This window comes from Kingella negevensis, assembly GCF_030177895.1.
Lineage (GTDB): Bacteria > Pseudomonadota > Gammaproteobacteria > Burkholderiales > Neisseriaceae > Kingella_C > Kingella_C negevensis.
Map to the genome: position 1 here is coordinate 1,765,237 of NZ_CP123448.1, position 12,208 is coordinate 1,777,444.

Genomic DNA, 12,208 nt, shown 5'->3' on the forward strand with positions numbered 1-12,208 from the left:
TTAGTTTAATTGCTGCCAGAATTATGCGTTAATTTTCAGGCTGCCTGAACCCCTTGTTTATGAGATAATTTCACTTTTTCATTTCATCACATCGGAAACCCCATGGACAAAAAATTCCTAGACCTACTCATCTGCCCGATTACCAAGCAACCTTTGGAATATCATGCCGACAAACAAGAATTGTGGAGTAAAACTGCCAAACTCGCCTTTCCTATTCGCGATGGCATTCCCATTATGCTAGAAAACGAAGCGCGAGAACTCACTGATTTGGAAGTGAAATCATGAACAACTTTACTGTTATCATTCCCTCACGTCTATCATCAAGTCGCCTGCCCGAAAAAGCCCTTGCCGACATCCACGGCAAGCCCATGGTCGTCCGCGCTGCAGAACGCGCCTTGCAAGCCAACGCCCAAAATGTTGTTGTCGCGACAGACCACGAGCGCATTCAGGCTGTGTGTGAAGCGCACAATATCCGCGCCGTGCTGACCAGTTCGCAGCACCAAAGCGGCACAACACGTCTTGCCGAAGCCGCAAAAAAACTCGGTCTGCCCGATGAAGCCATTGTGGTAAACGTGCAAGGCGATGAACCCATGATGCCGCCCGAGCTCATCGCACGAGTTGCCGCCAAACTTTCAGGTAGCAACGCACCCATGGCAACCACCGCGCACCCCGTTCATCATTTCGCCGAATTTATGAACCCAAACTGCGTGAAAGTGGTGTTGGATAAACACCAAAACGCTCTGTATTTCAGTCGCGCACCGATTGCCTATCCACGCGATACCATGTTGAAAAACGAAGAAGAATTGCCCGAGCCAACCCCGTTGCGCCATATCGGGATTTACGCCTATCGTGTCGGTTTTCTCAAACAATACGCCGCAATGAGCGAATCGCCATTGGAAACGATTGAGAGCTTGGAACAACTGCGCGTTTTATGGCACGGCTACGATATTGCCGTGGAAGTACTGGACTACGCGCCTCCAGCAGGCGTGGACACGCAAGAAGATTTAGACCGTGTACGCCAAGAATGGCAAGCATAAACCCAACGCAGCCTGAAAAAATGTTTTCAGGCTGCGTTTATTTCACATTTTAGCCTGTAGGTTGGATTCTTGAATCCGACATTTTCTGCACCATATAGTTATTCACAAAAGGCAGCCTGAAAATGCAAACAGAAACCTTACGCCAACAAATGCTCACTTTCCTATCCCCAAGCGAAATCCCCGAAGACCAAGCCTCGTTTTTAATTGACCAACGCAAACGCTATTTCAGCGAAAACTGCCTAGTCGTGCAGCCTGAAAGCGTGGCAAACGTGCAAAAACTCGTCAAATTTTGTACCGAAAACCAAATCATCATCACGCCACAAGGCGGCAACACAGGCACAGTTGGCGGCAGCGTTGCCAAAAGCGGCGTGGTACTCAATCTCAGCAAACTCAATCAAATCAGAAACATCAATCTTGCTGACAACACAATCACGGTAGATTCAGGCTGCATTTTGCAAAATATCCAAACCGCCGCCGCAGAACATCAACGCTTTTTCCCACTCAGCCTAGCCAGCCAAGGAACGTGCCAAATTGGCGGCAACATCGCCACCAACGCAGGCGGCTTAAACGTCTTGCGATACGGCACAATGCGCGATTTAGTGATTGGTTTAGAAGTCGTGTTGCCCAACGGCGAAATCATCTCACACCTAAGCCCTTTGCACAAAAATACAACGGGTTACGAGCTGAAACACCTGTTTATCGGCAGCGAAGGCACGCTGGGAATCATCACAGGGGCAACGCTCAAGCTGTTCGCGCCAGCTGCCACCACGGAAACCGCATGGGTTGGCGTGGACAATATTCAGGCTGCGGTAACGCTGTTGTCGCGCGTGAAAAATCACTTCGCAGAACGGCTAACCAGCTTTGAATTGAGTAGCGAATTTGCGCTGAACTTATCCGCTAAATTCAGCGAAATCACGCCGCCAACGGAAGCGAATTGGCATGTTTTAATCGAGCTGACAGACAGCCTGAAGCGCGAAGATTTGGGCGATTTGTTGGCAGAATTTCTGTATGAAAATGGTTATGAAGACAGCGTGTTAGTTCAATCTGAACACGAGCGACAAAGCGTGTGGGCGTTGCGTGAAAATATTTCTGCCGCGCAACGCAGTTTGGGTGCGAACATCAAGCATGATATTGCCATGCCGATTGAATGCGTGGAAGCGTTTGAACGTGAGTGTAGTGCGGCTTTGTTGGCAAAATATCCTGAAATGCAGATTGTGATGTTTGGGCATTTGGGCGATGGCAGTTTGCATTTCAATACGTTTTTGCCGGTGTTAAACAATGATGTGTATCAGTATGAACATGATGTGAATAGCATTGTTTATCAGCATGTTATCGCGCAAAATGGCACGATTGCGGCGGAACATGGCGTTGGCAGCCTGAAAAAGCATTGGTTGCCGAGCGTGCGCAGCGCGGAAGAAATTGCGCTGATGCGTGCGATTAAAGCGCAGCTTGACCCTTTGGGTTTGTTCAATCCACATAAATTGCTGCCTGAAAATTAAATATATATTGACGGTTTTTAACTTTTTGGTATAATGCCGAACTTCATTCAGTGAATGGCGAATTAGCTCAGTCGGTTAGAGCAGAGGAATCATAATCCTTGTGTCCGGGGTTCGAATCCCTGATTCGCCACCACTCTGATTGATTTTTTACACGGCGAATTAGCTCAGTCGGTTAGAGCAGAGGAATCATAATCCTTGTGTCCGGGGTTCGAATCCCTGATTCGCCACCACATTAAAATCAGTTGAAATATTTATTTCAACTGATTTGTTTATGGGGGTATAGCTCAGTTGGTAGAGCGCTTGCATGGCATGCAAGAGGTCAGCGGTTCGATCCCGCTTACCTCCACCAAAAAATTAAGGTTTAGCTTGAAAAAAGCTAAACCTTTTTTGTTTTTGCTGTATTCAAATCTGGGAAGGGTTCATTTTTGAAAATACACTGTAAATAAAAAAGCAACCTATTGAAAATAGGTTGCTTTTAAATTCTGGCGGAGGCTGTGAGATTCGAACTCACGGAGGGCTACAAACCCTCGACGGTTTTCAAGACCGTTGCATTAAACCGCTCTGCCAAACCTCCGCTGCGGTAAGGTTTGAACTATACAGACATTTCATTTTTATGGCAAGTATTTTAGTAAAATTTGCAGATAAAATCTGTAATTTTATGATTTTAAACAAAATAAAATTTCAAGCAGCCTGAAAAAGCGCCTCTTGTATTTAGAATAAATAGCCCTATATCGTGCCTATAGAAATACATCATTAGGATAAACCCATGAGATTCGATAAATTAACCACAAAATTTCAGGCTGCATTGCAAGCCGCGCAAAGCCAAGCGATGGCTGCCGACAACGCTTATTTAGAGGCACCGCACGTTTTAAAAGCATTGCTTGATGACAACGAAAGTGGCATGACAGCATTGCTAGTGCAAGCAGGTGGCAATGTTACGCAAATCAAACAAGGCGTTCAGGCTGCGTTGAATGCGTTGCCAAAAGTATCAGGGCAGGGCGGCGAAATGTTCTCAAGTCGTGAGCTGCAAAACGCGCTGAATTTGATGGACAAAGCCGCCGTAAAACGCGGTGATACGTACATCGCCAGCGAATTATTCTTGCTCGGTTTGCTGCAAGAAAACGGCGCAACAGGCAAAATTTTAAAAGACGCAGGCGTAACTGAAGCTAAATTAACGCAAGCGATTGAAACACTCAACCAAGGACAAACTGTGGATAACCAAAACGCTGAAGACCAACGCGAAGCGTTGAAAAAATACACATTAGATTTAACCCAACGCGCACGTGATAAAAAGCTAGACCCTGTAATCGGGCGTGATGACGAAATTCGCCGTGCCATTCAAGTGTTGCAACGCCGCACAAAAAATAATCCCGTATTGATTGGCGAACCCGGTGTTGGTAAAACCGCGATTGTAGAAGGTTTGGCGCAACGCATTGTAAACGGCGAAGTACCTGAATCTTTGCGCGGCAAACGCTTGCTGGTGTTGGATTTGGCGGCGTTGATTGCTGGTGCAAAATATCGTGGCGAATTTGAAGAACGCTTGAAAGCGGTGTTGAACGATTTGGCGAAAGATGATGGCAACAGCTTGATTTTTATTGATGAAATTCACACGTTAGTTGGCGCAGGCAAATCCGACGGCGCGATGGATGCGGGTAATATGTTGAAACCAGCTCTAGCACGTGGTGAATTACATTGCATTGGCGCGACCACGTTGGACGAATATCGCCAATACATTGAAAAAGACGCGGCTTTGGAACGCCGTTTCCAAAAAGTGATGGTGGACGAACCAAGCGTGGAAGCGACAATTGCGATTTTGCGTGGTTTGCAAGAACGCTACGAAACGCACCACGGCGTGGATATTACTGACCCTGCGATTGTGGCGGCGGCGGAATTGTCTAACCGCTACATCACAGACCGTTTCTTGCCCGATAAAGCGATTGATTTGATTGACGAAGCAGCGAGCCGAATCAAAATTGAAAAAGAAACTAAGCCTGAACAAATGGACAAACTTGACCGTCGTCGCATTCAGTTGCAAATGGAACAAGCGCATTTGCAAAAAGAAAAAGATGACGCAAGTAAAAAACGCTTAGAAATCATTGAAGCAGAATTGGCGGATATTGATAAAGAATACGCGGATTTGAACGAAATTCTGAAAGCAGAACGCGCGGTTTCAGAAGGCAGCACGTCTATCAAGCAAAAAATTATTGATTTGCAAAACAAAATTGAACAAGCCAAACGTGATGGCAATTATGGTTTAGCGTCGCAGTTGATGTATGAAGAATTGCCTGTTTTGGAAAAACAACTGGCGATTACGGAAGATACGAAACAGCATACGGCAAACAAATTGTTGCGCACGGAAGTGGGTTCGGAAGAAATCGCGGAAATCGTGTCGCGCATGACGGGCATTCCTGTTTCCAAAATGATGGAAGGCGAACGCGAAAAATTGCTGAAAATGGAAGAAGTGTTGCATAAACGTGTGGTTGGGCAAGACGAAGCAGTTCGCGCAGTGGCGGACGCGATTCGCCGCAGCCGCTCTGGTTTGGCTGACCCAAATAAACCTTACGGCAGTTTCCTGTTTTTGGGACCAACTGGCGTGGGCAAAACGGAATTGTGCAAAACGTTGGCGAATTTCTTGTTTGACAGCGAAGAGCATTTAATCCGCGTTGATATGTCGGAATACATGGAAAAACACAGCATTGCGCGTTTAATCGGTGCGCCTCCGGGATACGTTGGCTACGAAGAAGGCGGTTATTTGACCGAGCAAGTTCGCCGCAAACCGTATAGCGTGATTTTGTTGGACGAAGTGGAAAAAGCGCACCCTGATGTGTTCAATATTTTGCTGCAAGTGTTGGACGATGGGCGTTTGACGGACGGTCAAGGGCGCACGGTGGATTTCAAAAATACGGTGATTGTGATGACGTCAAACATCGGTAGTCAAAATATTCAAAATATGGGCGACACGTCCGATTATGCGGCGGTGAAAGAGGCGGTGATGGACGATGTGAAAGCGTATTTCCGCCCTGAATTGATTAACCGTATTGATGAAGTGGTGGTGTTCCACGGTTTAAGCCAAGCGAATATTCGCAATATCGCGCAAATTCAATTAGGCAGCCTGAAACGCCGTTTGGCTGCACAAAATCTGCGTTTGGAAGTGTCTGACGCGGCGTTGGATTTGATTGCGGAAGCTGGTTTTGACCCGATTTATGGTGCGCGTCCGCTCAAACGTGCGATTCAAGCAGAAATTGAAAATCCGTTGGCGAAAGCGTTGCTGGAAGGGCGTTACGCGCCTGATAGCACCATTCGTGTGGACGGGGCTGGCGATTATTTGGTTTTCGCGTAATCTAAGTGAATGCAGCCTGAAAACTTTTTTCAGGCTGCATTTTATATGCGATAATTCGCCCCGAAATAACCCCCTTTTTAGGAATGAGAACAGCATGGCAGAAAAAAATTCAAAAACAGCAGATAAACCAACGGATAAAGCGGCGGCATTAGCGGCGGCGTTGGCACAAATTGAAAAAACATTCGGCAAAGGCGCCGTGATGAAAATGGACGGCAGCACGCCACAAGAAGAGCTGCAAGTGATTTCTACTGGCTCTTTGGGCTTGGACTTGGCTCTGGGCGTGGGCGGTTTGCCGCGTGGTCGTATTGTGGAAATTTTTGGCCCTGAGTCTTCTGGTAAAACGACTTTGTGCTTGGAAACGATTGCGCAATGCCAAAAAAATGGTGGCGTGTGCGCGTTTATCGATGCGGAAAATGCGTTTGACCCGATTTACGCGCGTAAATTGGGCGTGAAAGTGGAAGAATTGCTGGTGTCTCAACCTGATACGGGCGAGCAAGCATTGGAAATTTGCGATACTTTGGTGCGTTCTGGTGGCGTGGATATGGTGGTTGTGGACTCGGTTGCTGCGCTTGTGCCAAAAGCGGAAATTGAAGGCGATATGGGCGACAGCCATGTGGGTTTGCAAGCGCGTTTGATGAGCCAAGCGTTGCGTAAACTGACGGGTCATATCAAGAAGACGAACACTTTGTGTATTTTCATCAACCAGTTGCGTATGAAAATTGGCGTGATGTTCGGCAATCCTGAAACGACGACTGGTGGTAACGCATTGAAATTCTATTCGTCTATTCGTTTGGATATTCGCGGCACAACGCAAATCAAACAGAAAGATGGTGAAGAGCCAATCGGTAAAGAAACCAAAGTGAAAGTGGTGAAAAACAAAGTTGCGCCGCCATTCCGCACGGCTGCTTTTGACATTTTGTATGGCGAGGGCATTAGCTGGGAAGGCGAATTGATTGATATTGGTGTGGCGATGGGCGTGATTAAAAAATCGGGCGCATGGTTTAGCTACAATGATGGCAAAATCGGTCAAGGTAAAGAAAACGTGCGCATTTGGTTGAAAGAAAACCCTGAAATGGCGGAAGAAATTGCCAATAAGATTCGTGCGGAAGGTTTGGTGAATCCTGTGATTACTGAAGGTACGATTGATGAGACGGACGGCGAGCAGCCTGAAGAATAATCTGTTATCAAAAGCAGCCTGAAAACGTTTTCAGGCTGCTTTTTTATTCTTCTAACTTCTGCCACTCATTTTTCATCAACCATTTGCGTTTATACGTTTGCAGCAAATCAATCATTTCTGCCAGTTCTGCGCGAATATTCAAACTTGTCCATACAAAGCCTTGCACTTCAAACGGTAGTTTTACGGCTAATTGATGAATAGCTGCTTCGTCATCAGTATTCACATGAATTTCAGGCTGCCAATTGCCTTTTAGCATCAGCGAAACTTGTTTTAAATCTTCTTGCAGGCTGAAAAAATGGCGTTGCAAAAGCTGGTCTTCATCGGGGCTTAAACGCGGCTTGCTCAAGCGCGGTACGTTAAAAAACATGATGTTCACGCTGGAAACGATACTGCGATGATTTTGCTGAATGCTCTCTAAAACTTCGCTGCTGATGTGCGTTTCTACGGCGGTGGGTGCCATCAGGCTGCGCGTTTTCACTAGACGACTGTTGATTTTGCGTTGCTCTTCCTGCAAGTCCATCCATTGCCCTGGCAAAATCACTTTTTGCCCTGTAACGGAGGCGAGCTGTTTGGCGCAATCGTTTAAGTTATCGGCAAGGGTGAACCGCCACATCAGCGTAGATTTGAGCGGTATCAGTTGCGAGGCGGCGAGTGAAATCGCTGCACCTAGTACCACATTCACGGCGCGCATAATGCCGTCGTTCACCCAGTCATCGCCTTCTGAATGACCGAGCAGCATGCACATGGTCAGCCCCATCAGCATAAACGCATAACCGCGTTTGCCCAGCGATTTAAAACCGCAGGCAAAGCTCACTAGTCCAACCAGTATAAAAAACAAGATGTTATGGCGAAGATAGTTCTGATTGAGCCACAGCATTGTCAAGCCAATTATCATGCCAAACATCGTGCCTAAAATGCGCTCGTAAGATTTGCTGGCAATCGAGCCTTGATAGGGAATGGTGCCGAGTACCACAAACACGGTAATCGCAATCCATTCGCTGTGTTTTAGGTGGAAATATGAGCCGAGACCAATGGCAAACACCACGCATAAAGCCAGTCGCAGGGCGTGGATATTGCGTTGATATTGATAGCGTTTGTATGGCGTAACCCAGTTGGTTAGCCAAAGTTGGATAATGGCTTTCATGTTTTCAGGCTGCGTGTAAAAAATTTGGTGGTGTCCTGAAAAGTGTGCTGTAAAAAATAAGCAATAAAAAAGCAGCGAAAACAGAGTATTATTGAATGTGTGAAAATACAAATAACTCTGAAATGTCCTCGCTGCCAAGGACAAAATATAAAGAAAAATGGCTACTTTGGCAATCGTAAACAAAAATATTTTTGCAAAGATTGCTGCCGTAATTTTATTGGCGACCATAACCTTACCTATAAGGGTTGTCATTCCAAAGTTGATGAACAGGTTTGGAGAATGACCGTTAGAGGTTGTGGCATTCGCGATATTGCAGCAATTACGGGTTACAGCAAAGACAAAGTTCAGGCTGCCTTAAAACGCCATGAGTTTGAGCCATTTCCTAAACAAAAACATTACTCTACACTTGAAATAGACGAGTTTTGGACATTTGTCGGTAACAAGTCTAATAAAGTGTGGCTAGTCTATGCCTATCACAGAGAAAGTGGCGAAATTGTCGCTTACGTTTGGGGTAAGCGCGATTTAGCAACAGCGCGAGCACTCAAACGGCGTTTGAAAGAGTTGCGTGTAACCTATGACAGAATTGCGACCGACGACTGGGCTGCATTTTTAAATGTCTTTTCAAATGAAGAATGGCATCTAGTTGGTAAGCAACACACAGTTGGCATTGAGGGTAATAACTGTCGTTTACGGCACAAAGTAAGGCGAGCGTTTAGAAAAACGTGTTGCTTTTCTAAAAGTATGTTTTATCACAAGAAAGTTTTTGATTTGGCTTTCTTTGATATTCACTTTGGCATTGTTTAGTTTTACAGCACACTTTTCAGGACACCACCAAAAATTTATATGATAATGCAGCCTGAAAAAAATTAAAGTAAATTTTATAACTATCTGTTTATCAAAAATAAAGTTTCAGGCTGTCTGAAAAAATCTTTACAAAATATATAAAAAGGTTTACAAAAAGCACCATTCCATTCTTATAAATTCCAAGAGGTTTCTTTTTTATGTTGTTTTTTATTCAATTTCTTATTGTGCTGTTCTGCATTCTTGTGGGCGCACAAGTGGGCGGCATCGGCTTGGGCGTGTTTGGCGGCATCGGTTTAGCTGTGCTGACGTTTGGTTTTGGCTTGCAGCCGACTAGCCCACCGATTGACGTGATGTTGATGATTATGGCGGTGATTTCTGCTGCCGCCGCCATGCAAGCGTCTGGCGGTTTGGATTACATGATTAAAATCGCCACACGCATTTTGCGCCGTAATCCAAAACACATTACATTCATCGCGCCAGCGGTAACCTATTTGTTTACTGTGTTGGCAGGCACAGGACACGTGGCTTATTCCGTGTTGCCTGTGATTGCTGAAGTGAGCCGCCGCAACGGCATTCGCCCAGAGCGTCCGCTTTCTATGGCAGTGATTGCTTCACAATTTGCGATTATCGCCAGCCCGATTGCCGCTGCCGTCACCGCAACCGTTACCTATCTTGAGCCGCAAAATATCCACTTAGGCACCATCTTAATGGTAACCGTGCCATCAACCATTTTGGGCATTGGTTTAGCGTGCGTGTTTGTGAACAAAATGGGCAAAGAGTTGAAAGACGACCCAGCGTACCAAAAACGTTTGCAAGACCCAGAATACGCTGCTTCTTTGCAACAAGAAGAGCAGTCCACAGCAGAAGACACGCCAACCAGCAGCACCGCCAAAATTTCATTGGCGATTTTCCTGTTGGCGGCCGTGATTGTCGTGATTATGGGTGCGATTCCATCTCTGCGACCAGTGTTTGGCGAAGTCGGCAAAATGAAACCGTTGGGCATGGCGCACACGATTGAAATTGTGATGCTGTCCGCAGGCGCGTTGATTTTGCTGATTTGCAAACCCGATAACCACGCCGTAACCAGAGGCTCAGTGTTCCATGCAGGCATGCGCGCTGTGATTGCCGTGTTTGGTATCGCGTGGCTGGGCGACACATTAATGCAAGGTCATTTGGATATGGTAAAAGAAACCATGTCTGGCTTGGTGCAAACTGCGCCGTGGACGTTTGCGTTTGCCTTGTTTGTGCTGTCCGTGTTGGTGAACAGCCAAGGTGCAACCGTAGCGACTTTGTTCCCTGTAGCCATTCAGTTGGGCGTACCTGCGCCAATCATCATTGGTACGTTTGTGGCGGTAAACGGCTATTTCTTTATTCCGAACTACGGTCCAATCATCGCTTCTATTGATTTTGATACGACTGGTACAACCAAAATTGGTAAATATATTTTCAATCACAGCTTTATGATTCCTGGCTTGTTGAGTATGGCGTTTAGCTTGATGTTTGGCTTGTTGTTTGCCAATATGTTGTTATAAAAACAAAAAGCAGCCTGAAAATAAATCTTCAGGCTGCTTTTTAGTTTGGTAAATTATAGTAAATTCAAAATAAAATAGTACGATTCTAATTTTATCTTTAAGGTGTATAAAATGGCATATTCAATTGATTTACGAGAAAAAGCATTAAATTGTTACAAGCAATGTAACAATGCAAGTAAAGTTGCCAAAACCTATGGTATCTCAAGAAATACGCTTTACCTTTGGATTAAATTAGAAGAACAAATAGGTAGCCTGAAACATCAAGTCAAAGGGCAACATGCCACTAAATGGGATACGCAAGCACTCAAACAATATATTGAACAAAATCCTGATGCTTATCTCTATGAAATGGCTGAAATATTTAGTTACTCCCGCTTGCACCTTATTCGCCTGAATGAAATCCAATAGAAAAAACATGGGCAAATATTAAGAAATATATGCGTTCAATTTTGCCTAGTTATGATAATTTCACAGATTCGTTACTGTCCTATTTTTATTTTAATTAATTATATTTGTTATTCGCGCGGAAAAATTCCCACTCTTCCACCACTTTACCATTTGGCAAATGGCACATACCATATTCACTACCGTCTTTGTCTTTGCGAACTTCCAACTTACCGCCTTGTTCCACGCAGTAAACAGAAGCAGGATTTGCCATGCCAACAGCAGGTTCAATCTGTTTTTGCTCAACAGCAGAAGTTTGCGAGGCACAAGCCGATAAAGCTTCGGCTGCGGTTAAAGTGGCTAAAGTTTTTTTCATATTGATTTCCTTTCAGATTAAAGTTTTCAGGCTGCCTTTGCGGCTTCTTCACCACGCAACAGCGTAATCAAATCCACAATGCGCTGTTTCATTTCACGGCGGTCCACAATTTGGTCAATCGCGCCTTTTTCCAACAAAAATTCAGCGCGTTGGAAACCTTCAGGCAGCGTTTCACGCACCGTTTGCTCAATCACGCGAGGCCCTGCAAAGCCCACCAATGCGTTCGGCTCTGCCAAAACCACGTCGCCCAAAAAAGCAAAGCTGGCAGACACGCCGCCCATGGTTGGGTCAGTCAGCACAGAGATGAACGGCAGATTTTTCTCACTCAGCAAATGCAAAGATGCGCTGGTTTTGGTCATCTGCATCAGCGAAGTTAAACCTTCTTGCATACGCGCACCACCTGAAGCCGCCACGCAAATAAACGCACAATTATCATTTGCCGCGCGGCGCACGCCTTGCACAAAACGCTCGCCCACCACAGAACCCATCGAACCACCAATAAAGCGGAACTCAAACGCGGCAACCACCACAGGCATGCCGTGCATCGTGCCTTTCATTACTACCAACGCATCGTCTTCTTGCGTTACTTTGCGCGCGGCAGACAAGCGGTCTGGGTATTTTTTGCTGTCTTTGAACTTCAGAATATCGGTTGGGCGAATGTTGTCGGCGATTTCTTCGCGGTTTTCGCTGTCTAGCAACAAATCTAAGCGTTCACGCGCGGTGATGGCTTCGTGGTGTCCGCATTTTGGGCAGACGTTGGCGTTTTTGATGACTTCAGTTGCGTATTGGGTTTCGCCGCAAGCGGAGCATTTGCGCCACAAACCTTCTGGCACGCCTGATTTGTTGTCATTTTTTTTGATTTTTGGGGGGAGAATTTTGTCTAACCAGCTCATGTTTTTCTTTCCAGTTTTTCAG

At 45.7% G+C, this 12,208-nt stretch carries 10 protein-coding genes, 4 tRNA genes and 1 pseudogene; 11 read left to right on the forward strand and 4 right to left on the reverse strand.

What is annotated here, in order from left to right:
• Positions 1–102: 102 nt before the first annotated feature.
• The 6 genes from QEO93_RS09620 to QEO93_RS09645 all read left to right on the forward strand — a co-directional run bounded on the left by QEO93_RS09620 (position 103) and on the right by QEO93_RS09645 (position 2,885).
• A complete protein-coding gene (locus QEO93_RS09620; RefSeq protein WP_032138047.1) occupies positions 103–285 on the forward strand; it encodes a Trm112 family protein in 183 nt (60 codons plus the stop codon).
• Positions 282–1,037 (forward strand): 3-deoxy-manno-octulosonate cytidylyltransferase, encoded by a 756-nt coding sequence (kdsB, locus tag QEO93_RS09625; protein WP_032138046.1) that lies wholly within the window; start codon positions 282–284, stop codon positions 1,035–1,037. The genes QEO93_RS09620 and kdsB overlap by 4 nt, the downstream gene beginning before the upstream one ends.
• Positions 1,038–1,159: 122 nt before the next feature.
• Complete coding sequence (locus tag QEO93_RS09630) at positions 1,160–2,536, forward strand: FAD-binding oxidoreductase (RefSeq protein ID WP_044250526.1); 1,377 nt, start codon at positions 1,160–1,162, stop codon at positions 2,534–2,536.
• 56 nt (positions 2,537–2,592) lie between these two features.
• Positions 2,593–2,669 (forward strand) — tRNA-Met (locus QEO93_RS09635).
• A 20-nt stretch (positions 2,670–2,689) separates the two neighbouring features.
• Positions 2,690–2,766, forward strand: a tRNA-Met gene (locus QEO93_RS09640).
• Positions 2,767–2,809: 43 nt separating this feature from the next.
• A tRNA-Ala gene (locus tag QEO93_RS09645) sits at positions 2,810–2,885 on the forward strand.
• A gap of 134 nt (positions 2,886–3,019) precedes the next feature.
• On the opposite strand, the gene QEO93_RS09650 is transcribed toward QEO93_RS09645, so the two are convergent.
• Positions 3,020–3,110 (reverse strand) — tRNA-Ser (locus QEO93_RS09650).
• Positions 3,111–3,302: 192 nt separating this feature from the next.
• Here QEO93_RS09650 and clpB point away from each other — a divergent pair.
• Positions 3,303–5,876, forward strand: coding sequence for an ATP-dependent chaperone ClpB (gene clpB / locus QEO93_RS09655; protein ID WP_032138045.1), 2,574 nt, complete (start codon positions 3,303–3,305; stop codon positions 5,874–5,876).
• Between the two features lie 94 nt (positions 5,877–5,970).
• The gene (recA, locus tag QEO93_RS09660) at positions 5,971–7,053 is read left to right on the forward strand and encodes a recombinase RecA (RefSeq protein WP_032138044.1); all 1,083 of its coding nucleotides are present in this window, start codon (positions 5,971–5,973) and stop codon (positions 7,051–7,053) included.
• A 43-nt stretch (positions 7,054–7,096) separates the two neighbouring features.
• On the opposite strand, the gene QEO93_RS09665 is transcribed toward recA, so the two are convergent.
• Positions 7,097–8,197, reverse strand: a complete 1,101-nt coding sequence (locus tag QEO93_RS09665; RefSeq protein WP_032138049.1) for an FUSC family protein — start codon at positions 8,195–8,197, stop codon at positions 7,097–7,099.
• A 99-nt stretch (positions 8,198–8,296) separates the two neighbouring features.
• On the opposite strand from QEO93_RS09665, the gene QEO93_RS09670 reads away from it, so the two are divergent.
• The 3 genes and pseudogenes from QEO93_RS09670 to QEO93_RS11750 all read left to right on the forward strand — a co-directional run.
• Entirely contained in the window at positions 8,297–9,001 is a 705-nt protein-coding gene (locus QEO93_RS09670; protein WP_284627566.1) for an IS1 family transposase, read from the forward strand.
• Positions 9,002–9,198: 197 nt separating this feature from the next.
• Positions 9,199–10,533, forward strand: coding sequence for an anaerobic C4-dicarboxylate transporter (locus QEO93_RS09675; protein WP_143445718.1), 1,335 nt, complete (start codon positions 9,199–9,201; stop codon positions 10,531–10,533).
• 111 nt (positions 10,534–10,644) lie between these two features.
• Positions 10,645–10,896: pseudogene (locus QEO93_RS11750) on the forward strand (IS630 transposase-related protein); the annotation flags it as partial.
• 139 nt (positions 10,897–11,035) lie between these two features.
• On the opposite strand, the gene QEO93_RS09685 reads toward QEO93_RS11750, so the two are convergent.
• Together QEO93_RS09685 and accD are read right to left on the reverse strand one after the other, a co-directional pair.
• Positions 11,036–11,293, reverse strand: coding sequence for a putative hemolysin (locus tag QEO93_RS09685; RefSeq protein WP_032137842.1), 258 nt, complete (start codon positions 11,291–11,293; stop codon positions 11,036–11,038).
• 26 nt (positions 11,294–11,319) lie between these two features.
• Complete coding sequence (accD, locus tag QEO93_RS09690; RefSeq protein WP_032137841.1) at positions 11,320–12,186, reverse strand: acetyl-CoA carboxylase, carboxyltransferase subunit beta; 867 nt, start codon at positions 12,184–12,186, stop codon at positions 11,320–11,322.
• Between the last annotated feature and the right edge of the window lie 22 nt (positions 12,187–12,208).

Coding starts and splice junctions, on each gene's coding strand:
- accD (WP_032137841.1), bottom strand. CDS start 12,186: ATGAGCTGGTTAGACAAAATTCTCCCCCCAAAAATCAAAAAAAATGAC.
- QEO93_RS09675 (WP_143445718.1), top strand. CDS start 9,199: ATGTTGTTTTTTATTCAATTTCTTATTGTGCTGTTCTGCATTCTTGTG.
- QEO93_RS09620 (WP_032138047.1), top strand. CDS start 103: ATGGACAAAAAATTCCTAGACCTACTCATCTGCCCGATTACCAAGCAA.
- QEO93_RS09630 (WP_044250526.1), top strand. CDS start 1,160: ATGCAAACAGAAACCTTACGCCAACAAATGCTCACTTTCCTATCCCCA.
- recA (WP_032138044.1), top strand. CDS start 5,971: ATGGCAGAAAAAAATTCAAAAACAGCAGATAAACCAACGGATAAAGCG.
- QEO93_RS09685 (WP_032137842.1), bottom strand. CDS start 11,293: ATGAAAAAAACTTTAGCCACTTTAACCGCAGCCGAAGCTTTATCGGCT.
- QEO93_RS09665 (WP_032138049.1), bottom strand. CDS start 8,197: ATGAAAGCCATTATCCAACTTTGGCTAACCAACTGGGTTACGCCATAC.
- clpB (WP_032138045.1), top strand. CDS start 3,303: ATGAGATTCGATAAATTAACCACAAAATTTCAGGCTGCATTGCAAGCC.
- kdsB (WP_032138046.1), top strand. CDS start 282: ATGAACAACTTTACTGTTATCATTCCCTCACGTCTATCATCAAGTCGC.